Annotated in this window: 28 protein-coding genes and 1 pseudogene; 17 read left to right on the top strand and 12 right to left on the bottom strand. The window is 67.5% G+C overall.

The features are described 5' to 3' along the window. Both IPP98_06800 and IPP98_06795 read right to left on the bottom strand, forming a co-directional pair. Nucleotides 1-400 (bottom strand): annotated as a pseudogene (locus IPP98_06800) (nucleoside deaminase). Between the two features lie 543 nt (nt 401-943). Then, nucleotides 944-1,693, bottom strand: coding sequence for a hypothetical protein (locus IPP98_06795; protein ID MBL0178822.1), 750 nt, complete (start codon nt 1,691-1,693; stop codon nt 944-946). A 172-nt stretch (nt 1,694-1,865) separates the two neighbouring features. On the opposite strand from IPP98_06795, the gene IPP98_06790 reads away from it, so the two are divergent. Then, a complete protein-coding gene (locus IPP98_06790; GenBank protein MBL0178821.1) occupies nt 1,866-2,126 on the top strand; it encodes a DUF4160 domain-containing protein in 261 nt (86 codons plus the stop codon). 3 nt (nt 2,127-2,129) lie between these two features. Beyond that, a complete protein-coding gene (locus IPP98_06785) occupies nt 2,130-2,387 on the top strand; it encodes a DUF2442 domain-containing protein (protein ID MBL0178820.1) in 258 nt (85 codons plus the stop codon). 11 nt (nt 2,388-2,398) lie between these two features. Here the strand turns inward: IPP98_06785 and IPP98_06780 are convergent, their stop codons facing one another. From IPP98_06780 to IPP98_06765, 4 genes are all read right to left on the bottom strand, one after another. Further along, nucleotides 2,399-2,830 carry a hypothetical protein gene (locus tag IPP98_06780; protein MBL0178819.1) on the bottom strand — a complete coding sequence of 144 codons (432 nt, stop codon included), beginning with the start codon at nt 2,828-2,830 and terminating at the stop codon, nt 2,399-2,401. Beyond that, a complete protein-coding gene (locus IPP98_06775; GenBank protein MBL0178818.1) occupies nt 2,830-3,363 on the bottom strand; it encodes a hypothetical protein in 534 nt (177 codons plus the stop codon). The genes IPP98_06780 and IPP98_06775 overlap by 1 nt, the downstream gene beginning before the upstream one ends. A gap of 113 nt (nt 3,364-3,476) precedes the next feature. Continuing rightward, on the bottom strand, nt 3,477-3,854 hold the full coding sequence (locus tag IPP98_06770) for a hypothetical protein (GenBank protein ID MBL0178817.1): 378 nt from the start codon (nt 3,852-3,854) through the stop codon (nt 3,477-3,479). A gap of 262 nt (nt 3,855-4,116) precedes the next feature. Beyond that, entirely contained in the window at nt 4,117-4,275 is a 159-nt protein-coding gene (locus tag IPP98_06765; GenBank protein ID MBL0178816.1) for a hypothetical protein, read from the bottom strand. Between the two features lie 84 nt (nt 4,276-4,359). Here IPP98_06765 and IPP98_06760 point away from each other — a divergent pair, with 84 nt between their 5' ends. The 5 genes from IPP98_06760 (at nt 4,360) to IPP98_06740 (ending at nt 9,584) form a co-directional block, all read left to right on the top strand. Then, on the top strand, nt 4,360-4,695 hold the full coding sequence (locus IPP98_06760; GenBank protein MBL0178815.1) for a DoxX family protein: 336 nt from the start codon (nt 4,360-4,362) through the stop codon (nt 4,693-4,695). Between the two features lie 398 nt (nt 4,696-5,093). Next, on the top strand, nt 5,094-5,459 hold the full coding sequence (locus IPP98_06755) for a DUF2384 domain-containing protein (protein ID MBL0178814.1): 366 nt from the start codon (nt 5,094-5,096) through the stop codon (nt 5,457-5,459). A gap of 153 nt (nt 5,460-5,612) precedes the next feature. After that, complete coding sequence (locus IPP98_06750) at nt 5,613-5,828, top strand: addiction module protein (protein MBL0178813.1); 216 nt, start codon at nt 5,613-5,615, stop codon at nt 5,826-5,828. Nucleotides 5,829-6,117: 289 nt separating this feature from the next. Continuing rightward, nucleotides 6,118-6,477 carry a HigA family addiction module antidote protein gene (locus tag IPP98_06745; protein ID MBL0178812.1) on the top strand — a complete coding sequence of 120 codons (360 nt, stop codon included), beginning with the start codon at nt 6,118-6,120 and terminating at the stop codon, nt 6,475-6,477. Nucleotides 6,478-7,313: 836 nt separating this feature from the next. Continuing rightward, a complete protein-coding gene (locus tag IPP98_06740) occupies nt 7,314-9,584 on the top strand; it encodes a PKD domain-containing protein (GenBank protein MBL0178811.1) in 2,271 nt (756 codons plus the stop codon). Nucleotides 9,585-9,769: 185 nt separating this feature from the next. On the opposite strand, the gene IPP98_06735 is transcribed toward IPP98_06740, so the two are convergent. From IPP98_06735 to IPP98_06720, 4 genes are all read right to left on the bottom strand, one after another. After that, on the bottom strand, nt 9,770-9,988 hold the full coding sequence (locus IPP98_06735; protein ID MBL0178810.1) for a hypothetical protein: 219 nt from the start codon (nt 9,986-9,988) through the stop codon (nt 9,770-9,772). Nucleotides 9,989-10,035: 47 nt separating this feature from the next. After that, complete coding sequence (locus tag IPP98_06730) at nt 10,036-10,611, bottom strand: dihydrofolate reductase family protein (GenBank protein ID MBL0178809.1); 576 nt, start codon at nt 10,609-10,611, stop codon at nt 10,036-10,038. A gap of 337 nt (nt 10,612-10,948) precedes the next feature. Continuing rightward, nucleotides 10,949-11,392, bottom strand: a complete 444-nt coding sequence (locus IPP98_06725) for a hypothetical protein (GenBank protein MBL0178808.1) — start codon at nt 11,390-11,392, stop codon at nt 10,949-10,951. A 417-nt stretch (nt 11,393-11,809) separates the two neighbouring features. Then, entirely contained in the window at nt 11,810-12,211 is a 402-nt protein-coding gene (locus IPP98_06720; protein MBL0178807.1) for a DUF3293 domain-containing protein, read from the bottom strand. Between the two features lie 311 nt (nt 12,212-12,522). Here IPP98_06720 and IPP98_06715 point away from each other — a divergent pair, with 311 nt between their 5' ends. The 6 genes from IPP98_06715 to IPP98_06690 all read left to right on the top strand — a co-directional run bounded on the left by IPP98_06715 (nt 12,523) and on the right by IPP98_06690 (nt 18,310). Further along, nucleotides 12,523-13,047 carry a DUF4395 family protein gene (locus tag IPP98_06715; GenBank protein MBL0178806.1) on the top strand — a complete coding sequence of 175 codons (525 nt, stop codon included), beginning with the start codon at nt 12,523-12,525 and terminating at the stop codon, nt 13,045-13,047. Nucleotides 13,048-13,521: 474 nt separating this feature from the next. Continuing rightward, entirely contained in the window at nt 13,522-14,031 is a 510-nt protein-coding gene (locus IPP98_06710; GenBank protein MBL0178805.1) for a hypothetical protein, read from the top strand. A 688-nt stretch (nt 14,032-14,719) separates the two neighbouring features. After that, nucleotides 14,720-15,451, top strand: coding sequence for an APC family permease (locus IPP98_06705; protein ID MBL0178804.1), 732 nt, complete (start codon nt 14,720-14,722; stop codon nt 15,449-15,451). Between the two features lie 198 nt (nt 15,452-15,649). Next, complete coding sequence (locus IPP98_06700) at nt 15,650-16,426, top strand: hypothetical protein (GenBank protein ID MBL0178803.1); 777 nt, start codon at nt 15,650-15,652, stop codon at nt 16,424-16,426. Nucleotides 16,427-16,486: 60 nt separating this feature from the next. Further along, nucleotides 16,487-17,065 carry a hypothetical protein gene (locus IPP98_06695; protein MBL0178802.1) on the top strand — a complete coding sequence of 193 codons (579 nt, stop codon included), beginning with the start codon at nt 16,487-16,489 and terminating at the stop codon, nt 17,063-17,065. Nucleotides 17,066-17,263: 198 nt separating this feature from the next. Next, the gene (locus IPP98_06690) at nt 17,264-18,310 is read left to right on the top strand and encodes an NAD(P)-dependent alcohol dehydrogenase (GenBank protein ID MBL0178801.1); all 1,047 of its coding nucleotides are present in this window, start codon (nt 17,264-17,266) and stop codon (nt 18,308-18,310) included. Between the two features lie 126 nt (nt 18,311-18,436). On the opposite strand, the gene IPP98_06685 is transcribed toward IPP98_06690, so the two are convergent. Together IPP98_06685 and IPP98_06680 are read right to left on the bottom strand one after the other, a co-directional pair. Continuing rightward, entirely contained in the window at nt 18,437-18,913 is a 477-nt protein-coding gene (locus IPP98_06685) for a hypothetical protein (GenBank protein MBL0178800.1), read from the bottom strand. A gap of 33 nt (nt 18,914-18,946) precedes the next feature. Beyond that, nucleotides 18,947-20,104, bottom strand: coding sequence for a PQQ-dependent sugar dehydrogenase (locus tag IPP98_06680; protein ID MBL0178799.1), 1,158 nt, complete (start codon nt 20,102-20,104; stop codon nt 18,947-18,949). A 385-nt stretch (nt 20,105-20,489) separates the two neighbouring features. Here IPP98_06680 and IPP98_06675 point away from each other — a divergent pair, with 385 nt between their 5' ends. The 4 genes from IPP98_06675 to IPP98_06660 are packed head-to-tail and all read left to right on the top strand — an operon-like array spanning nt 20,490 to nt 26,447. Beyond that, nucleotides 20,490-22,139, top strand: coding sequence for a hypothetical protein (locus tag IPP98_06675; protein ID MBL0178798.1), 1,650 nt, complete (start codon nt 20,490-20,492; stop codon nt 22,137-22,139). Then, nucleotides 22,136-23,053: a discoidin domain-containing protein gene (locus tag IPP98_06670; GenBank protein MBL0178797.1), complete on the top strand. Its 918-nt coding sequence runs from the start codon at nt 22,136-22,138 to the stop codon at nt 23,051-23,053. Before IPP98_06675 ends, IPP98_06670 begins: the two co-directional genes overlap by 4 nt. Then, entirely contained in the window at nt 23,050-25,281 is a 2,232-nt protein-coding gene (locus IPP98_06665; protein ID MBL0178796.1) for a hypothetical protein, read from the top strand. The genes IPP98_06670 and IPP98_06665 overlap by 4 nt, the downstream gene beginning before the upstream one ends. Then, nucleotides 25,278-26,447 carry a galactose mutarotase gene (locus IPP98_06660; GenBank protein MBL0178795.1) on the top strand — a complete coding sequence of 390 codons (1,170 nt, stop codon included), beginning with the start codon at nt 25,278-25,280 and terminating at the stop codon, nt 26,445-26,447. The genes IPP98_06665 and IPP98_06660 overlap by 4 nt, the downstream gene beginning before the upstream one ends. Nucleotides 26,448-26,519: the final 72 nt, after the last annotated feature.

Raw genomic sequence — 26,519 nt, 5'->3', positions numbered from 1 at the left:
TCGCGCGTCGTCCACCACTACGACCTCCACGCCGCGCGACCGCACGTACGCCTCGGGCCCCTGAAACGTCCGGTTCTCCCCCACCACGATCTTCGGGATCCCGTACAGCAGCGCCGCCCCACTGCACATGTCGCACGGCGACAGCGTCGAGTACAACGGCGCGACAGCGTAATGCCGCCGACAGCGGACGGCATACCAACCCGGTACTTGGAAGTTCGGCGTCGCTCGTCTGTTGCGGCGCTCACTGCACCCGCTGGTTGTGCCCTCGGCCCACAATCCGGCCATCGATCACCAGGACCGAACCAATCGGAATGCCACCGGCGACGGCACCCTTGTGGGCTTCGGCGACGCGGCGTCGAAGGTGACCATGATCGAGTGGCCCCGTACGAGCGCGGCCAATCGGTTACAGGCAGCTTCGGTCGGCTCCGAACGATAACTCCAATCCGCCACTTCCGTGCGGAGTGGCGGCCCTGCTCTCTTCGGGCCCCTCTCCCGGCTCTTCGCCCTCGACTCGGCCATCGCCATCTAGTCATACAGAATGCTCATCCCTTCCGGATCCTCTCGGAAATCCGTCGACCTGCACTTCGGGCACCGGGCCGGCGCACCCACCCGAAAGTGCCCGCCACAGCGACACCGGCCGGCGTGCTCCTCCAGGGCCTGACGGTGCACTTGCCAAGCGGCCGGGCCCTGCATTTCGGCCTGACGGGCATCGCCCGCTTTGGCATACGCCACGGACCGATCACGGCCGCACCGGTCGCAGTGGAGCAGGTCGAACATTTCGCCACCCCCGTCACGCACGGTGAAGTGGTGGTCGCATGCGCTGCAGGTCGCCTCGAACTGGTATCCCATGGGGACCTCGGGTTGGGGAACGCCGTGCATCGTGGCGCTCATTGTCGAGTGCGCGACCCTCAGCACCATCAGGAGGGCGACCCATGGGTCGCCCCTACGCGCATCGCTTTCCGCCGGCGGGACGGGCCCCCGCGCGCACAGCCGCCGACTCGGTCATGTACTCCCCGCGCGACGTGGTACCGAAATTGGCCGAGCCTGGGCAGTGATAGACCTTGGACGCCGTGTTCAGCCACACCCGAATGTCCTGAGCAACCACGGGGTCCGCGCCGAGCTCCGTTCGGAGGAGGTCGTTGCGATTGAGCACCGGCACGATCTTCAGCACCGGGTGCAGTTCAATGTCATTGGGAGCCGCCCCGAGCTGGCCGTGCTCGTCGTCCCAGAAGGCGACCCCCTCAACCTCGACCTCGACCCCCACCGGCATCCCAACGAAGGTGCGGCGCGCCTCGGCGAAGTCCGACGCGTAGCGGCTCCCCACCGCGCAGGCCGAGTCGGGGATCTCGGCCACGAGAAACCGCGTGGTGTCGGCGGGGTCGCCAAGCACAAGATGCACGTCACCGTCGGCCTGGATGGGACGCTGCTCGAGGATGATCCCGCGTACGCGGAAGACGCGACGCTCAAGGGAGGCACGGCCGTTTTGCGGGCGGTCCGTCTCCTTGGGCATCCCCGTGAGCGCGGTAATCGTCGTCGCCTCGGCTTCGCGCTTGAGGGTCGCGGCGCCCGGGTCGAGCAGCACCTTCACGGGCCAGCGCTCGACGCCACACTTGGGCGTCTGTGCCGGGGTGCTTCGGCCAAGCGCCGAGAGGAGCGTGAGCGCGAGCATCGGAATGGCGAGACGAGAGCGCATGGGTGAATCCTATTGGTGCGGCGGGGCATCTGCCATCGACTGACGGCTGTAGGGGAGCAACCGGGGTGTAGCCAGTGGCTGTCGTACCAGCGGCCCAGGCCATCGCGTTGATCGGTACCGTCCCCAGCGCATTCCGATCCCCGCCTATCGCCCGCCGCAGCGAGTCTCCAGCATGCCGGAGATATCGCGCTTCCTCGGGATCGTCATTCGGATGTACTTCGCCGACCACGAGCCACCACACCTGCACGCCACGTACGGTGCGTCGGAGTGTCAGCTGCGTCTGTCACCTGTCGGCGTGCTTGCCGGCTCGCTGCCGCCGAGGGTCTTGGCGCTCGTTGTCGAGTGGGCTACTCTCCATCAGCAGGAGTTGCACGACAACTGGCGCCTGCTGCAAGCGCACGAACTCCCGCGTCGTATCCCGCCACTGGAGTGACCCATGCCGCTACATCCTCGCGTGGTCACCGTCGTTCCGACCGGCGCGTTCCTCGTCCGTCTCGGCTTCACCGATGGCCTGCAGGCCACCGTCGACCTCGCCCCGTGGGTGGCGGGAAAAGGCGGCGTGTTTACCCTGCTCCAGGACGCCGCCTTCTTCGCCCAGGTGGCCGTCGACCGCGAAGCCGGGACCATCTGCTGGCCCAACGGCGCCGACCTCGATCCCGACGTGCTGTACGAGGTGGCGGGGGCGACGCCGTAGGGAGCCCAGCCCTACCCCTTCACCACCGTTGCACACGCCTCGCGAACCCGCGCGGAGTCCCCTGGGATCGAGATCGCGACCGACGATCCCTTTCTCTCGGTCCCCGTGCCGAAGATGGCGGCGGCGACCTTGGCCCCCGCACCAGCCTCCTTGATGTCGTTCAGGAGGACTCCGTTCGCTCCGAGTTCGGCGGCCTTTTTCCGCATCGAGTTGTACATCCCTTCCTCGCTCGTCCAGCCAGACTCGCCCTTGGCGTTCAAGATCGCCACCTCAGTGAACGCCTTCCCAACCTTGTCCGGGCTGGTGAAGAGCGCCACGCCGTTCGGGCAGACGGGCGCCAGCTTCACCGTCGGATTCATGAGTGCCGCGTTGGTGCTGACACAGGCGCCCGTGAGGAGGGGCGCCGCAACCATCAGGTAGGTCCAGCGCATCGGCGACCTCATCAGTGCACCGTCAGGCTGATGCCGAGCTGACCGAAGTTGCTGTTCCCACTATCGAGGCTGATCGCGTTGCCGTTCCAGAACGGGGTCAACGAGAGTTTCTTGCCAACGCGGATATCCACGCCGAGCCCGAGCACCGCACCACCGCCGGATTCCGAGAGGGACGTTCCGCCCGAGGAGATCTGCTCCGTGCCATACCCGAGCCCCCCAACGAGGAAGAAGCCGCCGGTGGCAGAGGGATAGAATCGGATCATCGCCGTCACCGTGCCCGCGGTGACATCTACACCGTTGATCTCCTTGGTCCACACGTTGACGCCAGCCCCGAGCAACACTTTCCGGCTCAGCGTCCCGCCGATGGCGAACGTCCCTGCACCACCGGACTCACGACCATCGCAGCCCTCGCAGCCGTAACTGCCAACCCCGAAGCCCACGTTACCCCAGAGCCCAGAGCGGGTCTGCGGATTCTGCGCGGAAGCCGCAGGAGTATGAGCGAGGACCGCGATGCCGAGCAGGAGCGTGACCAATACTTTGCGCATGAAGGTTCTCCGACATGAAAGGATGTGAGGGGTCGCCGATTGGACCCCGGGTTCGTGTCTCACAAGCAGATGCTAGACCGAAAGCATTGGCGGATGCGCCAATGCGGCACCGGTCAGCGCGTTCGCGAGATGAGCTTCGCCAGCTCGACACGCGTCTTGATGCCCAGTTTGAGGTAGGTGGATTGGAGGTGTGCTCGGACGGTGCGCTCGCGACAGCCGAGTCGTTCCGCGACCTCCCAGCTGCGGAGGCCGCTCGCCGCATGCTGCGCAACTTCGCGTTCACGCGGGGTGAGACCGGCGAGCCGGTCCGTCGGAGCGGAGTCGGGGTCTGCATCGCGCAGCAGGAAGACGAGGCAGCCACCAGGCACGTCCGCATTGCGGTCCTGCACGGCCACCAAGCGGAAGCGCGCAGGCTCGCGTCGCGGCAGCGTTACCTGCGCCGACCCGCCACGCCCACCGGTTTGCACGACCAGCGCAACAATCTCCGCCATGAGGCCGGGCGCAGACTCGAGGATCTCCGCCGCCGGCGCGGTCGTCGCCAATACCTTGCCTCGACTCGTGCAGTGCACCGCCGCCACGGGCAGATCTGCCACCACGAGGAGGATCACGCGCGGGTCAATTCAGTGTTGGGGCGCGCGGTGGTGCTGAGCATGGGAGTCCGATGTTCAGGGGACTTGAGCGTGCAATGAGGAACGCTATATCGCCCCTGTGACAAACGGCGGCAAAAACCGCCACCCGCCTAGGCGGGTTCCCCTACGTCCCCGGCTTCTCCTTCTTCATACGCTTCCGCTCCTCCGGCAAGAAATCCAGCCGCGCGCGATCCCCCCGCCGCAAATGCCCCAGCTTCTGGTCGACCACGCTCCAGGAGGCCTGCACCCCCTCGACGTCGGCGTCGTGGTAGGGGGGACCCATGCGTCGCCCTTCTCTCCCCGGGGCGGATCACCGCGCCGCCTCCGGCGGTAGCTTGCACCACCTCACCACCCCCCGGAGTACCCGATGAGCCCCACCGCCGCCGCCCTGCTGCAGACCTTCGTGGCCATGTCCGTGATCTATGTCTGGGTGGTCCGCTACCCCGCCGTCCTCGCCGATTTCACCGCCTTCGGCCTCCCCCACTGGCTCCGCGACCTGGTCGGCGCCGCCAAGCTCTCCGCCGCCGTCCTCCTCCTCGGCGTCGGCGACAACCTGGAAGCGATTGGCGCCGGCATCATCGCCGCCTTCATGGCCGCCGCCCTCGTCACGCACCTCAAGATCAAGAACCCGCTCGTCAAGATGATGCCGTCCATCGGACTCGGCGCCGGAGCGCTGGTGGTGCTCTGGTACCACCTGGGGTGAGTGGGGCGTGACAGCGCGATGCTGCGGCGCTGTCATCCTGAGCGGAGCACCCCGCAGGGGTGCGCAGTCGAAGGACCTGCGTGATGGCGACTACGCAGGTCCTTCGACTTCGCGCCGGCTCCGCCGTCGCTGCGCTCAGGATGACAAGAATCGGGCGACTTCGCTCAGGATGACAACACCTTTGCCCTGCGGGGGCTGGGGAAAGTCTGCCCACCTCAGCGTCCGTTAGTGCCGTGGGACCTGCATTCCCCCGATTTCTATACAAATCGTCCGCAAAGCGTATAGAAATCACCATTTACTACACATATCACCCCCGAGCCCGCCCCATGTCGCCTTGCGTGTCGTAAGTCATGTCATATACTACGACATACACCCAAGGGGAGCACCCGGTGACGACCATGACCGCCAAACGCCTCGAAGCCCGTTCCACCGCCGAGATCGTCCAGTGGATCCGGGAGTTTCTGGGGCTCACCTACAAGCAGGTCGGCCAGATCACCGGGACCACCACGCGCACCGCCCAGCGGTGGGGGAACCCGACCGAGCTCTCCGTCCCTGCCGAGCCGCACCGCGCCCGTCTGCAGCAGCTGCGCGAGGTCCAACGGCTCCTGGGCGTCGTCTTCTCTGACCCGAGTGCCGGGCACGACTGGCTCTTCTCGGCCGTCCCCGCGCTACATGGCCAGCGCCCGATCGACCTGATCCGGGGCGGTGACGTCGCCGCCGTGACGGGGATCCTCGCCGGGCTGCACGCCGGGACGTTTGGCTGAGGGTGGAACTGCTTCACGCTGCACGTCCCATCCGCTGATTTCGCTAGCGCCTGCAACATCAACTATCCGTGGCCGCGTTGTTTGGTGCGGCGTGGTCGCAGTATCGACCAGTAGTGTCTTGCCGGGATTGGGCGCCGACCATACCATTGATTCATGGCCACGCGCATTGATTTCTCCGCACTCTCCATTCAGGAGCGACTCGACTTGATCGAGGAGCTCTGTGATAGTGTCGACCAGCATGACGTGCCGCCGCCATCCCCTGAATTGCTCGCCGAGCTTGATCGTCGCGCCATCGAGGCGGAACAGCATCCGCAGGGTGGCAAGCCGTGGCATGAGGTCCGCGACGCCCTGCGCAAGCGACTCGAATAGTGGCCAGAGTACTACTCCGCACGCTTGCCGAAGCGGAGCTGACTGAGGCGACAACCTGGTACGCGGCGAGATCCCTTCACACGGCTCGCCGCTTTGTTTCTCTGGTGGACGTCACCCTCGATCGCCTCGCAGCTGATCCCGGGGCATTCCCGCGAGTCGGCATGCGGCTCCGCCGGGCAATCGTGCCCCGCTTCCCCTATGCGATCTACTTCATCGTATTGCCTGACCTCGTGAGCGGTAGTCGGGGTGATTCACACCCGGCGCCATCCTCGACGCTGGCAGCAGCGGGATGGCGTTTGAAAGGGGCAGCCACCACTCTCTGATTACGAGGACGACCGCCGTGCCCAACACCCGTCCCATGAAGCGTCGCCCGACGCACCCGGGGCAGATGCTGCAGGAAGACTTCATGCCGGACTACGATCTCACCGTGGCCAGCCTCGCCGAGGCCCTGGGGGTCTCGCGTCAGTCGATCAACGAGTTGCTTCGGATGCGTCGAGCGGTCAGCCCCGAGATGGCGCTGCGCTTGTCGCGCCTCTTCAGCAACTCGGCGGAATTCTGGCTGAATGCCCAGCGCGCGGTGGACCTCCATGACGCCGAGCAGGCCATCCGGAAGGAGGTCGCGCGGATTAGGCCGTTGCGGGTGGCGTGACGCTGCGGCGCGATGGGGCGCCGGTGAGCGGGGGATCCTGTCATCCCGAGCGAAGCGAGGGACCTACGTGATGGCGAATGGGCACGCGCTTGCCCATTCGCAGCTACGCAGATCCCTCGCTTCGCTCGGGATGACAAGACGTTGGGCTCCTTCGCTCAAGACGACAACATCCCCCCCATGAGCCAATCCCGCCCCCCACCACGCATGTCCCTCAGAACCTTCCTCTGAGGCCACCATGCGGTACCGCTCCCTGGCAACGATCACCCTGACCCTCCTCGCCGCGGCCTGCGGCGGCGGGGCACCGAGCGGGCCGCAGCAGACCGGGGGCACCCCGGCGGCGATCGTCGTCGTGAGCGGTGACGCGCAGCAGGCCGCGCCGAGCGCCGCCGTGCCGAGCGCCGTCTCGGTCAAGGTCACCGACGCCACGGGAGCGGCCGTCGGCGGCGTGACCGTCACCTTCCGCGTCGACTCCGGCGGCGGCAGGATCGCCAAGAGCAGCGTCAGCACCTCCAGCGCTGGCATCGCCTCGCCCGGCGCCTGGACCCTCGGCTCCGCCGAAGGCCGCAACGTCCTCGTCGCCACCGTCGGCGACCTCGCCCCCCTCCGCATCCGGGCCGACGCCGTCCTCGGCGCCGGGAGCATCCCGGGCCAGACGATCGGCGCCGGCGGCGGCACGCTCGAGATCACCACCCCGGGCAACCCCTACCAGGGACTCCGGCTCACCGTCCCCGCCGGCGCCTATGCGAAGCGCCGGGACGTGGAACATCACCCTCGCCACCAACGCGCCGACCCCCGCGCTCCCGGCCGGCTTCACCGTGGCGGGACCGGCGCTGCTGATGCAGACCACGCAGCGGCGGGCCGACCGGCTGATGACGCTCCGCATTCCCGTCACGCGGGTCGCCGGGACGACGCCGCTCTTCATCATGTTCGACCCGCTGCGCAACCGGATGGAGATGGTGCCGATCGTCGCGAGTGACGCGTCGAGCATCACCGTCGCGGCGGCCCACTTCAATGCCTCGCTGATCGCCGGGCCGGCAGCACCTGGGTCGCTCCGCGGCAACGGCTCCCTGGTCGGCATCGAGGGGTACGGCATCCCGGTGAATGCCACCCTCGACGCCCTGGGCGTCTCGCCCGCGGATCTCGAGGCGGCCGCCGCGAGTATCTGGCCTGTTGCGGAAACCGGATCGTACGCCTTCCCGCAGGGGCACGGCCCCGCGATCCCCGTGATGGGGATCCTCGGCACGATCCAGAATCACCCGTTCGCCTCCGTGATCAAGACGACGCCAACCCTCGGCACCCTCGCCGACACCGCCGCACTCGCCGGTCTGGTCATCATGGCCAAACGGCACTTCAACGGCACCGCGCCGGTGAGCAACGTCCTCTCCGACATCGCCGCACTCTACGCCTCGATGTCACCAACCAACCGCGACGAGATGACGTCGCTGAACCTGCGCGGGATGTTGCTGACCGCGCGGCTGCCACAGCTGGTGCTGTTCAGCGAGCGGCTCTCCGACGTACCCACCAGTCGCGTCGGGCGATCGATGTTCGCCTCCGTCCTGCGCGTCACGCCGTCGACGCTCTGGTTCACGGCGCCTGCCGATCCGTCGGCTCCCGGGCAGCTGACGCTGGGATCGAGTGGCTTCCTTTCACGCGCGTTCAAGCAGACGGCGGACGGGCAATCGGCTTCCGCCGAGGCCGTGCTGCCGGTCGGCGGGAGCTTCCTCTTTCCGCTGGAGCTGTACGCCGACGTGCCAGGGATGGTAACGAATGCGCTCAACTCCGTCGGCAACGTGCGGCAGACGCTGAACAACCAGATGGCGGCGCTGGCCGGCTTCCCGACGGTGACGCTCGAGGTGCAGGGGACCACCGGCGCGGGGTGGGCGGCAGATGACAGCCCGCTGGTGATTCGCGACACGACCGCCAAGGTCCGCGCGGTCTGCACCAACTGCACCAGCGCGATTCCGCAGTACAGCGAGCCGACGCAGCAGACGGTGGCGACGTCGCGCGGGCCGTGCACCGGTGGTGCGTTGAGCATCATCGGCGCCGGCTGCGGCGGCAGCGCCATGTTCGATGCGCTCGGTCTCGGCAACCTCGCCGGTATGGCGCTCGCGAACATCGACATCGCGAACCTCTCCGGACAGCTGCAGGCAGCGCTTCGATCGATCGTGCCGCTCAACACGCCACTACTCCAACGCATCCTCAAGATCGATCCCGCCACGCAGAGCCTCGGCACCGGCGTGCTGGGCACGTTCAGCGCGCCGGTGCTCGATCCGCCGACCAAAGGCTATGGCATGGAGTGGGATTGGGGCGATGGCACGGCGAAGACGCTCAACCAGAACGTCAGCACGGCGACGCACAGCTACGCCACGTCGGGAAAGTACACGGTCACCGTGACGCTCAAGCGATCGAACACGGCGGTGTTGCCGGGGTTGACGCTAGCGGTGGCGAAGGCGGTGGTGACGGTCGGCGTACCGGTCTGGAAGTTCACCAGCATGACGGTGGTGACGTCGCGTAACCCGAGCACCCCGATCGGCCCTGTCGACCCGTTCCGCGCCGACAGCCAGCATTACACCAGGATGCGCGACGGCCTCAGCGAAGGCGGCATCTACGTGATCGAGCGGGATACCACCCGCGTCTGCGCCAGCTGCGGACAGCGGACGCTGACCCGGGGGCTGTATCTCGTCGAGGGCGTCTCACTCACGCTGAGCACGCTCAGCGCGCCGCCGGTCGTCGCGGTGTTGAGTCAGGTGATCAACTACAGCCTGCTTCCGGCACCCGGCGTGAAGGGGTGGCCCGTGGCCGGCACGGCCAAACTCCCCGTCCAGCCCTGCACCAGGGACGGCGACCCGGGAGAATTCTGGACGCAAACGGGTGATCTCGTGACCGGCCGGGTCACTGGCAAGACGGTCCATCGCTGCCAGGGCGGCTACGATGACCCGAACGCCGTCCTCCCGATGTACGCCACCCAGATCATGGCGGTGGATGTGACCTTCGCGGGCGACGTCGCCACCGGCACGATCACCGGCAACTACATCGGCGTCAATTTCTCGAGCCTCGACCGCGCCCAGCTGGTGGTGACCTTTCAGGCACGGAGAGTCAGCCAGTAGCGGAAGGATCGGAGCGTGGGGTGAGGGGATGCTGTCATCCCGAGCGAAGCGAGGGAGCTGCGTGATCGCGAATGGGCAAGCGCTTGCTCAGCCGCGACTACGCAGATCCCTCGCTCCGCTCGGGATGACAGGCATAGGTGCTCCGTTCGGGATGGGGTGACGTCGCGCACAGTAGCGGTCCATCCCTACCGCTTCCCGCCCGTGATCGCCTCCGCCACCTTGTCCGCGACATCCAGCACGCGCAGCACCGCGCCGCGGAATCGGGCGCCGATGCCGCGCGGCTGCTTCCACCCCAGCTCGACGCGCGGCGGTGGTGGCGGCTCGGGGGTCGCCGTCGCGACGGCGGTCGGCGGATGGCGCCCCGGCGGCACGAACTGCCCGTCAGGCTGGGTTTCTGGAGTCATGGGGAGATCTCCGCGTCGGTGAGCAGGGGCGTTCGATGCATGGCGCCCTACGGCGCGCCGCGGTCGCCGGGTTCAGCGCCCACCGTGTACCGCAACTCGACCATCCCGGTCCCCAGCTGGTGCACCGACGTGAGCTGCAGCACCGGAGAGGTGACCCGGCGCGGGAAAAGCGGCTTTCCCTTCCCGAGTGTCGCCGAGCCGATCTGGAGGATCATCTCGTCGAGCAGCCCGGCATCATGGAATTGCCCCGCGAGCTCACCGCCACCGACGATCCAGATATTCTGCTCACCGGCGGCCGCACGCATCGCCTCATGCACCGGCCGCACGTCGCCCTGCACGAAGCGGATGTCGGCGCCTTCGATCCGCGGCAGCTCGCGCGTCGTGAAGACCCACGCCGGCTGCGTGTACGGCCACGCCGAGCCGACCTCCTTGATCACTTCCTCGGCGTGACCGAGCATCCACTCATAGGTCGCCGATCCCATCGCCAGCGCCCCCACCTCGGCGATGAAGGCCGGGTAGCTCGACTCGCCGATGTCGGCGAGCGCAAAAAGCCATTCGAGCGAATCGTCCTCGGTCGCGAGAAAGCCGTCGAGGGAGGTGGCGGTGAAATATTGGGTAGCCATGGAGTGTCGTCGCGTGTTGGGGGCGATGGGATATCCGCCTGCGCGGGCGGAGGACCCCCCCCCCCCCCCCCCCGGGGGACCGCCCTGCCCCGGGCCCTTTCGTGTGTTCCCCCCCCCGAGGGGGGGGCCCCCCCGCCCCCGGGGAAATCGGGTGCGCGCCCCCCCCGAGGGGGGGGCCCCCCCGGCCCGCGCCGTCCCCGTGGGGCCGGGGGGCCGCGCGCGCCGCCCCTCCCCCCCCCGAAAATTTCGGTGGCGCGCGGGCGGGGGGGCGCCTGCGGCCCCCCCCCCCCCGTGGGCAGTGTCGCGTCGCGAGCAGGGAGCGGCCCATGCGTCGCCCCTACCCGCGGATGGCTCCGAATTCCACGACGCGAACGCGCTTCCCTGGCACATCGACGAGCAGCACGCCGTACGCACCATAGGCCACGGTGTATTCGAGCAGCTGCCGCCGGGTGGCGGTGGTGCGCGGGTCGCTCGCCGAGGGGCCGTTCTTCGCCTCGGCCACGTACCGCCGGCCGTCCTTCTCCACGAGAAAGTCCACGCGCACCGAGTAGCTGATGACGTCGCCATCCACCAAATAGTTGCACGGCAGCCGGAGCTGATCGTCGACGATGGTATACCCCGCCGATTTCAGCAGCGATTCCGCGCTCGCCTCGCCCCGCCGCCCCAACCAGCGATACCACCACGCGCGGCACCAGACCACGGCGCGATGAATGAGCCAGGCGATGAGGAGGCCGAGCGCGACGCCGAGGATGAGATCGGTGTCGCCCGCATCGATGTTCATGACGCGTTACGGTGCATGGGCGTTGGAGCGCGCCCCCCGGGGGATATTGGCATCGCGCGCCAATATACGTCTGTAGGGGCGCGGCCTGCCGCGCCCGTCATGGCGAATGCGCCGATCGGCGGGATGCATGCGGCGCACCGCCCCGCATCGACCGGCATTTCAATGGTGTTGGCCCGGGCGCGGCAGGCCGCGCCCCTACATGCGATGCTTCCGGGTGCGACGCGATCATCCCGTCGGGCCGCGCCCGTCATGGCGAATGCGCCGATCGGCGGGATGCATGCGGCGCACCGCCCCGCATCGACCGGCATTTCAATGGTGTTGGCCCGGGCGCGGCAGGCCGCGCCCCTACATGCGATGCTTCCGGGTGCGACGCGATCATCCCGTCGCGCCGCGCCCTTCCATCCGCATGGGCCGATCTCACCCCGCGATGCGCTCCCGCCACGACCCGACCTTCTCCTCGCGCCCATCGGCGCAATAGCGCACCGCTAATGCATCGCGCCGCACCACGTAAATGGCATCCTGCGCATAGCGACGGCCGAGTGCTTCCCCTTCCGCGGCGGTGAGCAGCACCGCCCACCCCGGCTCGGCGTGCCCCGTCTCCGGGGAGTAGCCGGTGATCCGCACGTGCCATCGCCCCATCTCCTGCAACTCGCGGCGCAGGCGCAGGTCGGCCTCGAGGTTCTGCTCCTCGGGCCACACCTCGCCCGTCGTCGCATAGCCGGTGACGATGATGAACTCCGTCGGCCAATGCGTGATCGGCGACTCCGCCCGGAAGCGGACGTCGAAGTACCAGGCGCGGGGATCGAGGGAGTCGGTCACGTGGAAAGATGATGATCGATGGTCGATGATCGAGTATCGATCATGAGCCGAGATCGTCGATGGGTGCGCGTGCGGCAGTGGTCGTGAGGAGGGTACGGCGGGGCATCACGGTCATCACCATCCTCTGATGGAGGGAGTCGATTCGGGAATATGCCCCCCACCCGACAATCGTGCGTCAAAAAAGCGCCACTGTGCAGTCCCTGCGCTCCCCGCCCTCGGGCGCAGCACGCGCAGCGGGGGTCTTTACACGCTCCTGATGTCGCCTTCGGGTCGGGATCGGCGCATCTCTGCATCCCGGCCATGGAGCCGCTGTGCCCGATCCGATCGACCCACAACTCACCGCCCGCCTCGCCATGCAGGGGTTCGGCGAACTCGATGACCCCGACTGGGCCGCGGTGCTCCCGTGGCTCCGGGTCGCCCCCGGGCTCTGTGCCCTGTGGGGTGCCGTGGCCACCCTGACCGGCTCCCCCGCCAGCTGGACCTGGCTCGGCGTTGTCGCGGCGATCGGCAGCCTCTCGCCGATCCATCCGATGGACCTCCCCTATCACGTCCTGCGCCATCGCCGGGGTGCACCGTCGATTCCCAGTTACGGGATCCCGCGCCGGTTCGCCTGCGCCGTCGCGGCGCTCTGGGCCTGGGCCACCGCGATCGCCCTCGTCAACGGCCGCCCCACCACCGCCGCCATCCTCGGCAGCGCCTTTGTGATCCTCGCGGCGATCCCCGCGCTGACGCACTTCTGCGTGCCGTCGTGGTTCTTCCGCCTCAGCGAGTTTGTCCTCGCGCTGCCGCCGATCGGCGGGGGCGACTGCCCGGCCCGACGGCCGCGTCCACTGTAACAACGCAGCTGAAACAGTTTGCCGGTGCAACGATGGATCAACTTCGGAGGGTAATCTGGTCGAAGGGTGTGACGGTGGTGTGACGGGGGGGTAGCGTGCATGCCGGTGCGGGGCAGGACGTCATCTGTGCATTCGCCGGCGCGGGCGGCGCGAGCGGGCGCCTGCGCCTACGGAAAGAAGGGCGCAGCATGCTGCGCCCATACATACAAGGCGACGGAGCACGGCGCCGGCATCCCGTGTTGCCGGCAAAGCGAGCGAGGCTCCGTGGGTACGGGCGCAGCATGCTGCGCCCTTCCTTCCGCCGGCGAGAGGCCGGCAAAGCGAGCGAGGCTCCGTGGGTACGGGCGCAGCATGCTGCGCCCTTCCTTCCGCCGGCGAGAGGCCGGCAAAGCGAGCGAGGCTCCGTGTGTACGGGCGGGGCCTGCCGCGCCCGAGAAGTCTCCGAACGCGCCAGCACCCCAATCCGGAGCTCCCATGCCCTCACCCATCCTCCGATTCTACCGCCACCAGGGTCCCGATCACGCCGGCAGGATGCTCGCGGAGATCTGGCACTGGCCGCATGCGCAACTCGAGGCGCAACACGACTTCATCCAGTGGCTCTTCCCGCTCGACGAACCGAGCGGCGCGAACGCACAGGCGCCACTCCTCACCGAGGAGGACATCGCCCACTGGCATCACGATCCGATGCTGCGAATGTATCTGCGGCGTTCGTTCGAGAAGCTGCTCGACTTCTACGGCTTCACCATCGTCAACACCAGCAACCACGCGCGCATCATTGCGAGCTCGAACGCCTCCGCGCGCCAGGCGCTGTGGATCACGCCCAACAACCACAATCACCTTCGCCTCACCCGCATCATGAAGTCGCTGCGGCTCCTCGGCGAGGCCGAACTCGCCGACGCGCTGCGCACGGCGCTCGAGCAGATCGCCGCGCAACACGATGGGACCATCGGTGAGGAGACGGTGCGATACTGGCGGGAGGCGTAATCGATCATCGATGATCGATGATCGATCATCGATACCCCTACCGCCGTTCCCGATCGGGACGTATTCTCCGCCTTCCCCTACAGGACATCCCCGATCGCTGAAGCGCGCCGCGGCTCGCTCCATCAGGTCCTTGGCGTCGCCTTCGGCCTCGCCGTGCTCGTCGGCAACACCATCGCCACCGGCATCCTGCGGACCCCGGGCGAAGTCGCCGCCCGGCTCCCCAGTCCCACCCTCTTCATCATGGTGTGGGTCGTCGGCGGCGTCTATGCGCTCTTCGGCGCGATGGCGCTGGCAGAGGGCGGCGTCATCACGAAGCGCTCGGGCGGGCCCTACGCGATCGTCCGCCGCGGGCTCGGCCCCTACCCCGCCTTCGTCGTCGGCTGGACCGACTGGTTCTCGACGGCGGCTTCGACCTCGCTCGGCGCGATCGCCTTCGCCGAGTTCGCGACGCCGCTGCTTCCGGCGATCCCGGGCGGGGTGAAGGCGATCGCGTCAACGTTGGTGATTGCCTTCGGATTGTTGCAATGGAGCGGCGTGAAGAGCGGCGACGTCGCGCAGCAGCTGCTGAGCGGCGCCAAGGCGCTGGCCTATGCGGCACTGATCGTCGCCGGCTTCGTGATGGCAGTGCCCGACGTCGTCACCGCGGCCCCGCAGGATGCCCACCGGCACCGGGCTCATCGCGGCAGTCGTGCTCGCGCTGCAGGCGGTGATCTTCACCTACGATGGCTGGACGGGGCCGCTCTACTTCGGCGAGGAAACCACCGACGTCGAGCGGACGATGCCGCGCACGATGATCGGCGGCGTGCTGGCGGTGATCGCGATCTACCTCTGCTTCAACCTCGCGATGCTGCGCGTGGTTGGCATCGACGCGATGGCCGGTGATCCCTTCGTCGCGGGGTCGGCTGGGACGATTCTCTTCGGGACCGCGGGCGACCTGGTCATCCGCATCGTCGTGCTGATCGCCCTGCTCGGCGGGATCAACTCCAACATCCTGTTCGCCGCACGCGTGCCGCTGGCGATGAGCCGCGACGGCCTGATGCCGGCCGCGATCGACCGCGTCAACGCCGGCGGTACCCCCGTGGTGGCGCATGCGCTCTCGGTCAGCGCCGCGCTGCTCTTCATCCTGAGTGGCACCTTCAACTCGGTGCTCGCCCTTGCCGCGTTCTTCTTCGTCCTGAACTACCTCGGCTGCTTCATCGCCGTCGCCGCGCTGCGCCGCAAGGAACCCGACACGCCGCGCCCCTTCCGCCTCCCCGGCTATCCCTATAGCCTGGGGTTGCTGATCGTCGGCTCCGTCGCGTTCCTCGTCGGGGCGGTGCTCAGCGACCGCACCAATTCGCTGTGGTCGATGGCGCTGCTGGCGGTGAGTTGGCCGGTGTATCGGGTGATCGTGGGATCCTCCCATGCGGGCGGACGCTAATTTGTGTTGGGGCGACGCATGCGTCGCCCTTCCCAATGATCCACCGATATCGCCGTCGCGCCGTGATCGTCGTCGCGATCCCCGTCGCGCACGGGCGGGGATCGGATCGTCGCGAAGCAGGGCGACGCATGCGTCGCCCCTACGAATATGACGATTCGCGCGCGTGCCCCGGTTTCCCAATGATCGTGGATGGTCCCGATGCATTTCTCCGCCGCCATCACCCGCCCCCCTTCGGCCTCTTACGCCGCCGGCCTCACCACGGCCGGCCTCGGCGCGCCCGACCTCGCGCTGGCGCAGGCGCAACACGCCGCCTATTGCGCCGCGCTCACGCAGCTTGGGCTCTCCATCACCGCGCTGCCGCCTGATGATGCGTATCCCGACTCGACCTTCGTCGAGGACACGGCGATCGTCACGGCGCACGGTGCGATCCTCGCGCGACCGGGGGCGCCGAGCCGCGCCGGCGAAGTCGCGGCGATGCAGCCGGTGCTTGAGCGCTTCTTTGGTGCGGTCGCATCCATCCATGCGCCAGGGACACTCGATGGCGGCGACATCTGTCAGGCGGGAAGTCACTTCCTGATCGGCATTTCCGATCGGACCAACGTCGAGGGCGCGCGGCAACTCACCGCCTGGCTCGAGCGACTCGGTTATACCGCCGCCACGATCGACATCCGTGCCCACCCGACCCTGCTGCACCTCAAGAGCGGCATCGCCTGGCTCGGCGATGAGCAGCTGATCACCGTCGCCGGGCTCGCGGATCACCCGGCGTTGCAGCGCTTCCAGTTGGTCGTGGTCCCCGACGCCGAGGGGTATGGGGCGAACTGCGTCGCCATCAACGGGGCGGTGCTGATGGCGACGGGCTTCCCTGCGCTCGCCGCGCGCGTGGCCGCGCTGGGATTCCGAGTGATCGAGTTGGAGATGTCCGAGTTCCGGAAGATGGATGGGGGACTGAGTTGCCTTTCCATTCGAGTTCCTTAACGACCGATGATCGATGATCGATCATCGATGATCGATCATCCATTGCAGTATCTTCCCCGAATGCGACTCGCTCTTCTGCTTCTCCTCGCCCTCCCGCTCTCCGCGCAGTCGCCGCTCCGGCCGCGGACGATCACCGAGTTCTCGATCGGGACACGGGTCGTGCGGTTCGGCGAAGCGGAAAGTCCGTTCGCCTCCGACGAGGGCAAGCTGATGATGGCGATCGGGCTCGGCCGCGTGACGCCGGTCGGTGCGCGGACGTCGGCGGGTGGCGTCCTCACGGCCGGCATTCTGGACGGCAACGCCTATCTCGCGCTCGGGCCTCGGCTTCGCTATCACGCCTCGCCGACGACGACGCTCGACCTGACGCCGAGTGTGATGATCGCACGGAACGACGATCTGACGGGGCCGCTGCTGGTCGACGTGGCGGTGATGCACAAGGACAAGATCGGCCTCTCGATCCAGGCCGCCGCCGGGACGCGTCGGATCTGGACCCTCAATGGCCCCGTGAAGGATGTGAGCAGCGCGTCGTTCGCGGCCGGACTGCGGCTCGGCGGAAAGCCGGGGCGGATCGGCGGCGCGGCCGCGATCGTGACGGTGGCCGGCCTGATCGTGTGGGTGTTCTCGACCTGGCAGGACTGATCGGGGTCGGCGCGCCTCCATCCATGGATGGAGCCCGCCGCGATCTTTGCGGGCGATGCCGGCATCGTGGATGGAGCCAGGCGCGCCACATCGGCCCCGATGCGCTCCGCCGACGCGATGGTCCTGCGACCGGGCGGGCCGGCGCGCTATCATTGGGGTCCTCCCCCGCGCCCCTCACAGCCCAGGACTCCCGACCTCATGACGAACGCCTTTGCCGCCTTCTCAGGCGACACGCCGCTTGCTGCCCATACCATCACCCGCCGTGCGCCGGGCCCGACCGATGTCGCGATCGACATTGTCTACTGTGGCGTCTGCCACTCGGACCTGCACTTCGTGAAGGGCGACTGGGGCCCGATCCCGTATCCGGCGATCCCGGGCCACGAGATCGTCGGCCACGTGACGGCAGTGGGCAGCGACGTGACGGGCTTCAAGGTCGGGGACACCGTCGGCGTCGGCTGCATGGTCGATTCCTGCCGCACCTGCCCCTCGTGCCAGGAAGGGCTTGAGAACTACTGCACCGGCAGCGGCTTCGTCGGCACCTACATGGGCGTGGACAAGCACACTGGCGGGCCGACCTACGGCGGCTACACCACCGACATCACCGTTGACCAGGCCTTCGTGCTGCGGGTCCCACCGAACCTCAACCTCGCCGCGGCCGCCCCGCTGCTCTGCGCCGGGATCACCACCTACTCGCCGTTGAGCCACTGGAAGGTCGGCAAGGGAAGCACCGTCGGCGTCGTCGGACTCGGTGGCCTCGGCCACATGGGCGTCAAGATTGCCGCCGCGATGGGTGCCAAGGTGACGGTGTTCACCACCACGCCGAGCAAGGCGGCCGATGCCACGGCGCTCGGCGCGCACCGCGTGGTGATCAGCACGGATGCGGCCGCGATGGCCGCCGAGGCCAGGACGTTCGACTTCATCCTCAACACCGTCGCCGCCTCGCACAACCTCGATCCCTTCGTCGGTGCCCTGAAGCGCGACGGCACGATGGTGATGGTCGGCGTGCCCGCGACGCCGCATGCCTCGCCGAGCGTCCTGGGGTTGATCATGGGCCGCCGCAGCATCGCCGGCTCGCTCATCGGTGGCATCAAGGAGACGCAGGAGATGCTCGACTTCTGCGGCGAGCACAACATCGTCGCCGACATCGAGCTGATCCCGATGCAGGAGATCAACACCGCGTATGAGCGGATGTTGAAGAGCGATGTGAAGTACAGGTTTGTGATTGAGATGCAGTCGATCAAGTAGACAGCCGATGATCGATGATCGATGGTCGATGATCGATAGCGACGAAGCGTGGCTCGGCGGGAATCAATCCGCTTCGCCACGCTTCTGAGTATCGATCATCGATGATCGATCATCGATCATCCTCTATCAGGTCTCTCCAAGGAGAGATCCCAATCCCGGCCACGCCTCACCATTGTAGATCGCGATCGTCCGGAGATACCGCTTGCCGTCGTCGCCGTGGCTCGCGAGCAGCTGCTCCGCGGCCTTCTTGACGTTCTCGGCGGAGGCGAACGGCGTCGGCATGTCGTCGGCGATGTGGCCTGCCTTGTGGGCGACGCCGGCGGCATCGAGGAAGGCGATCTGCAGCTCGGGCTCCTTTTCGACGTAGAGCGTCTGCAGCATGCCGAGCTCGTCCTGGAACGACTCGAGATTGAGGCGGACGATCTCCTTCGCGAGCTTCTCGAGCGACCAGGCGCGCAGCGTCACCGGGCGGAAACCGCCGCCACGCGCGACCATGCGCTGGATGTAGAGCGCGCGCGAGTCCTTGGTGGTGCTCAGGTCGTGGAGCACCAGTTCGACGCGCTTGGGCGCGGGCAGCGTACGGTACGGCGAGAGTGCGGCCATCAGGACAACTCCAACTGCAAGAGGATGATCAGATTATCGGGTCGCGGGGCGGACGCGGAAGATCTGCCCCTGTTCGTCCTTGCTGGTCTTCTCGGTGGTGATGTACACGAAGCCGTCGGGACCCTGCTGCACGTCGCGGATGCGGAGGCCGAGCTCACCGAGGTGACGCTCTTCCTTCACGACGACGCCGTTCTGCATCACGAGCCGCACGAGTCCGTTCACCGCGCCCATGCCGCCGATGACGAAGTTGCCCTTCCACCCCGGGATCTTGTCGCCGGTGTAGATGATGATCGCCGACGGTGCGATGACGGGGTCCCAGTAGTAGACGGGCTGCTCCATGCCGGCCTTCTCCGTCCCCTCACCGATCTTCACGCCGCTGTAGTCGACGCCGTAGGTGATGACCGGCCAGCCGTAGTTCTTCCCGGCCTCGGGGTGGTTCAGTTCATCGCCACCCCTGGCGCCATGCTCAAGGGTCCAGAGCTTCCCCGACGCGTCGACGACGGCGCCCTGCAGGTTGCGGTGACCGTAGCTCCAGATCGCCTCGTTGGTCCCGGCCTTCCCGACGAACGGATTGTCCTTCGGGATGGTGCCGTCGGGATTGATCCGCACGATCTTGCCGATGCCGGTCGAGAGGTCCTGCACCAGCGGCCGCTGATTGAAGCGGTCACCGGCGGTCACGAAGAGGGTGCCGTCCTTGCCGAAGGCGATCCGCGAGCCGTAGTGGTTCCCGCTCCGGACCTTGGGGCTCTGGCGGTAGATGACCTCGACCTCGGTGAGCGCCCCGCCATTCAGGCGGCCGCGCGCGACCGCCGTTCCGGCCGTCCCACCCTCGCCCGGCTCCGAGAAGCTCAGGTAGATGGTCTTGTTCTGGGCGAACTTCGGGTCGACGGCGACATCGAGGAGGCCGCCCTGGCCCTGAAAGAGGACCGTCGGCGTGCCGGTGACCGGCGCCGAGAGGGTGCCGTCCTTGGCGACGTAGCGCAGCCGGCCGGCCCGTTCGGTCACGATCATCTGGCCATCCGGCAGGAAGGCGAGGCCCCACGGGTTTTCGAGCCCGGTCGCCACCCGCTCGGCGCGGAGCACCCCGGTGGTGTTGGCGGGCGTGGGCGACTTGATCGACGGCGTCTGGGCGCCGAGGCAGGCGGCGCCGAGCAGGGCGGTCAGCGAGAGCGAGGCGATGCGGACGGACATGGGCGACTCCAAGGGGGAAAGCGACGGTCGAATTTAACCGCGCGGGGCGAACGGCGAATCGCGCGTCGATGTAGGGGCGCGGGCCCCCGCGATGATCGCGTCGTGCCCCGAATATCGGATGTAGGGGCGCGGCCTGCCGCGATGATCGCGTCGTGCCCCGAATATCGGATGTAGGGGCGCGGCCTGCCGCGCCCGTCTCCCCCATTATGGCGATGCCGGCACGCCCGAGACGGCGCCCCGACCCGCACCCCGGCGATCCGTGGACCCACGTGGACGGGCGCGGCAGGCCGCGCCCCTACACGACCGCGCGGGGATTGGGGGTACCCCGCGACGCATCCATCCTCCTGACGGTACATTCCCCCATCTCCCCAACATCAGGTCTCCGATGCGACGCGCCCTGCTCCTGCTGGCACTGATCGCCCCGTTTCCGCTGGCCGCCCAGGTGCTCGACCACCGGGCGCTGCTCACCCGCGAGACCTGGTGGGACAACAAGGACTGGGCCTGGTACGAGCAGCACATCCCGTTCTTCGATTCGCCCGACCAGGAAATCAACAGCACCTACTACTACCGCTGGGAGCTGGTCACGAAGCACATGACCTACGGCAGCCCCGAGAGCGGCTACACCTTCAGCGAGTTCATCGACCGGCCGTTCTGGTCAGGAGCGTTCGGCGCGATCTCCTGCCCCCTCGGCCACCAACTCTACGAAGTCCGCTGGCTGCGCGACGGCGTGATCACCCGGGACTTTGCGAAGTACTGGTTCGAGACGCCGGGTGCGGAGCCGCGGAGCTACAGCAACTGGTACGGCGACGCGATCTTCGCGACGTACATGGTCAACAACGACACGTCGTTCCTGAAGCGCATGCTGCCGCACATGGAGACGCAGTACAACGGCTGGGTCACGGAACACTGGGACAGCACCGCGAAGATGTTCCACTGGGACGGCATGCACGACGGGATGGAGACCAACATCAACTCTCGGCAGACGGTGGACGAGTTCGCCGGCGCCGACGGCTACCGCCCCACCATCAACGCCTACCTCTACGCCGACGAGCTCGCGATCTCGAAGGCCGCCGCCATCCTCGGCCAACCCGAGAAGGCGCGCCTCTTCGCGGCGAAGGCCGCCGACCTCAAGCAGCGCGTGCAGCAGCAGCTCTGGGATCCGAAGCGCGAGTTCTTCTTCCACCAGAACCGGACCGACGAGAAGGACGGCATCAAGGCCGGGTCGCTCACCTATCAGACCGGGCCGTATGCGGGGAACCCGCATGGCCGCGAGCAGATCGGCTACGTGCCGTGGCAGTTCAACCTGCCGGACAACGGCTACGAGGCGGCGTGGAAGTTCCTGATGGACACGGCGTACTTCGCCGCGCCGTTCGGGCCGCTCACGGTCGAGCGCCACGACCCGCTCTTCCTGATCTCGAAGACCTGCTGCGTCTGGAGCGGCAACGCCTGGCCGTACGCCACCACGCAGACGCTGGTCGCGATGGCGAACCTGCTCAACAACTACAAGCAGAATGTGGTGAGCAAGGCGGACTACTTCTCGCTGCTCCGCACCTACACCCTGAGCCAGCGGAAGGACGGGAAGCCGTACATCGCCGAGGCGGCGAACCCCGACAACGGCTCGTTCGCGGGGCATGACTCGCCGTACCATTCGGAGCACTATTTCCATTCCGGCTACACCGACCTGATCATCACCGGCCTCGTCGGGCTCCGGCCGCGTGCCGACGACTCGCTCGAGGTCGCGCCGCTGGCCCCCGAGTCGTGGGTCTACTTTGCCTTGGACAACATCAGCTACCACGGCCACGATGTGGCGATCATCTGGGACAAGGACGGAACGCGCTACAAGCGCGGCGCCGGGCTGACGCTGCTGGTCGACGGCAAGGTCGTGGCGCGCAGTCCGCGGCTGGCGCGGACGGTGGCGCGACTCCCCGCGCGGGCGGCGGGCGGGGCGGGCGGCGAAGTGCGCGCAGGCTCGCGCGTGAGACGGGGTGGGCAGCATGCTGCGCCCATACACAAGAGAGCCAGCCGCGCGACGTGAACCTCGCGGTGAACAACGGTGCTCGCGCATACCCGCTGGTCACCACCTCCTACTCCGCACCGGGAACCTCGCCGCACTGGCTCAACGACGGGCAGATCTGGTATCACCAGGCGCCGCCGAATCGGTGGACCACGGCCGGGTCGCCGAACGCCACCGACTGGATCGTCGTCGACTTCGGCGAGCCGCGCCCAGTGCACGAGGTGGCGCTCTACTTCCTCGACGACTCGGCCGGGGCCAAGCCGCCGGCGTCTTACCGCATCGAGGCGTGGCAGAACGGCCGCTGGGCACCGGTGGCGATGCCGCGCATCTTCGTCCCGCCGACGGGGCGGCAGGCCAACCGTACCAGGCTCATCAACACCACGACCTCGAAACTCCGCGTGACCTTTACGCCGAGGAAGGGGGTGTCGGTCGGACTCGCAGAGGTCGAGGCATGGAGCAATGCGCCGCTGCCGCTGAGTGCACCGAAGACGCCATCGCCGAACCTCGCCTGGGGCGCGGCGGTCAGCGCGTCGTTCACGTCCAATTTCGACAAGGTGAGCGAAGTGAACGACATGGCCGTGGCCTTCACGCGGGCGTCGCGCAATCGCTGGACGGCATTCGGATCTTCGAATGCGATGGACTGGGTCGAGCTCGACTTCCAGCGCGCGGCGAAGATCGGCTCGGTCGAGCTGTACTTATGGGGAGACGGCCGCGGCGTGAAGGCGCCGAAGCGGGTCACCATCCAGTACTGGGATGGCACCGACTGGCGCGACGCGATGGTGCACGCGCAGGTGCCCGCCGAACCGGCGGTGTCGATGGTCAACACGGTGACGATCATGCCGGTCACCACGAACAAGGTTCGCGTCCGCTTCACCCACAATCTTCCCGCCGTCAGCGGGATGACCGAGATCCGCATCCTGGAGGCAGGGCAATGAGTCGCAGGTTCCTGTTGGTGCTGGCACTGTTCGCCCCGCCGCTCGCCGCGCAATCTGCGCCGACGCTACGCACCCGCTGGGCCGATTCGGTCTCGCAGGTCATGCCGCTGCCGGAATATCCTCGGCCGCAGATGGTGCGTCAGAATTGGGTGAACCTCAACGGACCGTGGGCCTACGCGATCGCCCCGAAGGATGCCCCGCGCCCGAGCACGTGGACCGGATCGATCCTGGTGCCGTACCCGATCGAGTCGCAGTTGAGCGGCGTGCAGCGCGCCGTGACGCCGGACCAGAAGCTCTGGTATCGCCGCAACTTCACGCGGCCGACGCCAGTGGCGCCCGGACGCACACGGATGGAGCCCCCGGCGACCGACAGCCGCATACTGCTGCACTTCGGCGCGGTCGACTGGCAGACCACCGTCTGGGTCAACGGCAAACAGGTCGGCACCCATGAGGGTGGCTACGACCCGTTCTCGTTCGACATCACCGACGCACTCACCGCCTCCGGCACCCAGGAAGTGGTCGTCGCCGTCTGGGACCCCACCGACAACGGCTCGCAGCCGCGCGGCAAGCAGGTGCTCAAGCCCGAGAGCATCTGGTACACTGCGGTCACCGGGATCTGGCAGACGGTGTGGCTGGAGTATGTGCAGCCGGTGTACATCACGGACTTGGTGATCACGCCCGACCTCGACGCCGGCACCGTGCGCATCCGCCCGGTCGTGGCTGGACTCACGGAGTTCCTCGAGGTCTCGGTCACCGTGTCGAGTGGTGGCGTGACCGTGGCCACGGCGCACGAGCCGGTCGGTCGCGACGTGGTGGTGAAGATCCCCAAGGTGCGGCCCTGGTCGCCGAGCGACCCGTTTCGCTACGACCTCCTGGTGACCGTGCAGAGCCGCGATGTGGAGTTCGACCGGGTCACCTCGCAGGTCGGCATCCGGAAGATCGCGCTCGGCAAGGACGCCAAGGGTGTCACCCGGCTCTTCTTCAACAACCAACCGCTCTTCCAGTACGGCCCGCTCGACCAGGGATGGTGGCCCGACGGCCTCTACACGCCGCCGACCGATCACGCGATGCTCTACGACCTCGTGACCACCAAGGCGCTCGGCTTCAACATGATCCGCAAGCATGTGAAGGTCGAGCCGGCGCGCTGGTATCACATGGCCGACTCGCTCGGCATCCTGGTGTGGCAGGACATGCCGAGCGGCGACAACAAGACGCCGGAATCGCGGGCGGCGTTCGCGAAGGAGCTGCAGGCGGAACTCGATGCGCTGCGCTCCTTCACGTCGATCGTGATGTGGGTGCCGTTCAACGAGGGATGGGGGCAGCACGACACCGAGAAGACCGTCGCGTGGGTCAAGGCGTACGACCCATCACGATTGGTGAACAACGCCTCGGGGTGGACCGACATGAAGGTCGGCGACGTCTCCGACGTGCACAGTTATCCGGGCCCCGGAATGCCGGCGCTCGAGCCAAACCGGGCCGCGGTCCTCGGCGAGTTCGGCGGCCTCGGCCTCCCGCTCGCCGGGCACACCTGGCTCGCCAAGGACAACTGGGGCTACAAGAGCTACACCGATGGGCGCGCGTTGAGCACCGCGTACGCCGAGCTGATGCACCAGCTCAAGTTCCTGATCGATGACGGCCTCTCGGCAGCGGTCTACACGCAGACCAGCGACGTCGAGATCGAGGTCAACGGGTTGATGACCTATGACCGGAGCATCATCAAACTGCTCCCCGATGCGATCGCGTCGTCGAAGCAGCTCTACGGTCCGCCGTCGCGCATCCGGCGGGTGGTGCCGACGTCGCAGGCTGCCGGGCAGCCGTGGCGCTACACCACCACCGCGCCGGCGGCCGACTGGTTCGCGGTTCGCTTCAACGATGCGGCGTGGCAGGCGGGAATCGGCGGCTTCGGGAAGGCCGGGACACCTGGCGCGGTGATCCGCACCCCGTGGACCACCAACGATCTCTGGCTTCGGCGCAGCTTCACGCTCACGAGCGCCGCGCTGGTGGCGCCACACTGGTATGTCCATCATGACGAGGATGCCGTCGTCTACCTGAATGGGAAGCTGGTGGCGACCTTCAGTGGCTACAGCTCCGGCTACCAGCGCGTGCCACTCGACGCCACGGCGCGCGGCGCCCTCAAGGCGGGCCGCAACGTGCTTGCCGTCCACGTCCGCCAGACCAGGGGCGGGCAGTACATCGACCTGGGCCTCGACGAGGTGATCACACCATGACCACTGCCCAATTCCGCCGCGCCGCCCTCCCCGCGATTCTGCTGGTGGCCACGGCCTGCGCCAAGCCCGATGCTCCCAATGACGAGACGCCCGTGATCAAGCCATCGGTGATCGGCCGAGCCCCACTCGACACCGCCCCCGGCGGGAAGCCGGTCGAGGTCTTCACCATCACGAACGGGAACGGGATGGAGGTCCGCGCCATGACCTACGGCGCGATCATCCAGTCGATCAAGGTCCCCGACGCCAAGGGTGTCCTCGGCGACGTGGTCCTCGGCTTCGATTCCGTCGCCGGCTACGTGAAGGAGTCGCCCTACTTCGGCGCGGTGGTGGGCCGGTACGGCAACCGGATCGCCAAGGGGCGCTTCACGCTCGATGGCAAGCAGTACACCCTGGCCGTCAACAACGGCGTGAATGCGCTGCATGGCGGCATACGGGGCTTCGACAAGGTGATGTGGGAACCCAAGCTGGTGCAGACCGACAGCACCACCGGCGTGATGTTCACCTACGTCTCACCCGATGGCGAGGAGGGGTACCCGGGCGCCGTGACCGTCAAGGTGACCTATCAGGTGATGAACGAGCGGAACGAGCTGGTGATCGACTACGAAGCGTACAGCGACAAGCCGACGCCCATCAACGTCACCAACCATTCGTACTTCAACCTCGCCGGCCCCGGTGGCGACATCCTTGGCCACGTCCTCACGCTCGACGCCGACAGCATGACCCCGGTCGACACGACGCTGATCCCCACCGGCAAACTCGCCGACGTGACCGGGACGCCGTTCGACTTCCGCACGCCGACGGCGATCGGCGCGCGGATCGGCGCCGACGACCAGCAGATCCGCTTCGGCGGCGGCTACGACCACAACTTCGTCGTGCGCCGCGCCATACCGGGCCTGGTCCACGTGGCGCACGTGAGCGAGCCCACCACCGGCCGCACGATGGACGTCTCGTCCACCGAACCGGGGGTGCAGTTCTACACCGGCAACTTCCTCGACGGCACCATCAAGGGGAAGGGCGGTATCGTCTATCCCTACCGCGGCGCTTTCTGCCTCGAGACGCAGCATTACCCGGATTCGCCCAATCAGCCGAACTTCCCGAGCACGATCCTGAGGCCGGGGACGACGCATATGAGCAGGACGATCTTTGTGTTTGGGGTGGTGAAGTGATGGGATGATGGATGATGGATGATAGATGATGGATAAACGAACGGCGTGGCTGCACGGAGAGATTCCCGTCGA

It is taken from the genome of Gemmatimonadota bacterium (assembly GCA_016720805.1).
Taxonomy (GTDB): Bacteria; Gemmatimonadota; Gemmatimonadetes; order Gemmatimonadales; family GWC2-71-9; genus Palsa-1233.
This window is presented reverse-complemented; position numbering and strand designations above follow the sequence as displayed.

Bases quoted from the DNA above. Each gene is read 5' to 3' on its own strand.
- IPP98_06665 (MBL0178796.1), top strand. From the start codon at position 23,050: ATGAGTCGCAGGTTCCTGTTGGTGCTGGCACTGTTCGCCCCGCCGCTC.
- IPP98_06765 (MBL0178816.1), bottom strand. From the start codon at position 4,275: ATGGGTCCCCCCTACCACGACGCCGACGTCGAGGGGGTGCAGGCCTCC.
- IPP98_06730 (MBL0178809.1), bottom strand. From the start codon at position 10,611: ATGGCTACCCAATATTTCACCGCCACCTCCCTCGACGGCTTTCTCGCG.
- IPP98_06675 (MBL0178798.1), top strand. From the start codon at position 20,490: ATGCGACGCGCCCTGCTCCTGCTGGCACTGATCGCCCCGTTTCCGCTG.
- IPP98_06660 (MBL0178795.1), top strand. From the start codon at position 25,278: ATGACCACTGCCCAATTCCGCCGCGCCGCCCTCCCCGCGATTCTGCTG.
- IPP98_06695 (MBL0178802.1), top strand. From the start codon at position 16,487: ATGCGACTCGCTCTTCTGCTTCTCCTCGCCCTCCCGCTCTCCGCGCAG.
- IPP98_06790 (MBL0178821.1), top strand. From the start codon at position 1,866: ATGCCGGAGATATCGCGCTTCCTCGGGATCGTCATTCGGATGTACTTC.
- IPP98_06775 (MBL0178818.1), bottom strand. From the start codon at position 3,363: ATGCGCAAAGTATTGGTCACGCTCCTGCTCGGCATCGCGGTCCTCGCT.
- IPP98_06780 (MBL0178819.1), bottom strand. From the start codon at position 2,830: ATGAGGTCGCCGATGCGCTGGACCTACCTGATGGTTGCGGCGCCCCTC.
- IPP98_06785 (MBL0178820.1), top strand. From the start codon at position 2,130: ATGCCGCTACATCCTCGCGTGGTCACCGTCGTTCCGACCGGCGCGTTC.
- IPP98_06745 (MBL0178812.1), top strand. From the start codon at position 6,118: ATGGCGTTTGAAAGGGGCAGCCACCACTCTCTGATTACGAGGACGACC.
- IPP98_06735 (MBL0178810.1), bottom strand. From the start codon at position 9,988: ATGACTCCAGAAACCCAGCCTGACGGGCAGTTCGTGCCGCCGGGGCGC.
- IPP98_06755 (MBL0178814.1), top strand. From the start codon at position 5,094: ATGACCGCCAAACGCCTCGAAGCCCGTTCCACCGCCGAGATCGTCCAG.
- IPP98_06690 (MBL0178801.1), top strand. From the start codon at position 17,264: ATGACGAACGCCTTTGCCGCCTTCTCAGGCGACACGCCGCTTGCTGCC.
- IPP98_06685 (MBL0178800.1), bottom strand. From the start codon at position 18,913: ATGGCCGCACTCTCGCCGTACCGTACGCTGCCCGCGCCCAAGCGCGTC.
- IPP98_06770 (MBL0178817.1), bottom strand. From the start codon at position 3,854: ATGGCGGAGATTGTTGCGCTGGTCGTGCAAACCGGTGGGCGTGGCGGG.
- IPP98_06750 (MBL0178813.1), top strand. From the start codon at position 5,613: ATGGCCACGCGCATTGATTTCTCCGCACTCTCCATTCAGGAGCGACTC.
- IPP98_06680 (MBL0178799.1), bottom strand. From the start codon at position 20,104: ATGTCCGTCCGCATCGCCTCGCTCTCGCTGACCGCCCTGCTCGGCGCC.
- IPP98_06725 (MBL0178808.1), bottom strand. From the start codon at position 11,392: ATGAACATCGATGCGGGCGACACCGATCTCATCCTCGGCGTCGCGCTC.
- IPP98_06760 (MBL0178815.1), top strand. From the start codon at position 4,360: ATGAGCCCCACCGCCGCCGCCCTGCTGCAGACCTTCGTGGCCATGTCC.
- IPP98_06700 (MBL0178803.1), top strand. From the start codon at position 15,650: ATGCATTTCTCCGCCGCCATCACCCGCCCCCCTTCGGCCTCTTACGCC.
- IPP98_06710 (MBL0178805.1), top strand. From the start codon at position 13,522: ATGCCCTCACCCATCCTCCGATTCTACCGCCACCAGGGTCCCGATCAC.
- IPP98_06795 (MBL0178822.1), bottom strand. From the start codon at position 1,693: ATGCGCTCTCGTCTCGCCATTCCGATGCTCGCGCTCACGCTCCTCTCG.
- IPP98_06740 (MBL0178811.1), top strand. From the start codon at position 7,314: ATGCAGACCACGCAGCGGCGGGCCGACCGGCTGATGACGCTCCGCATT.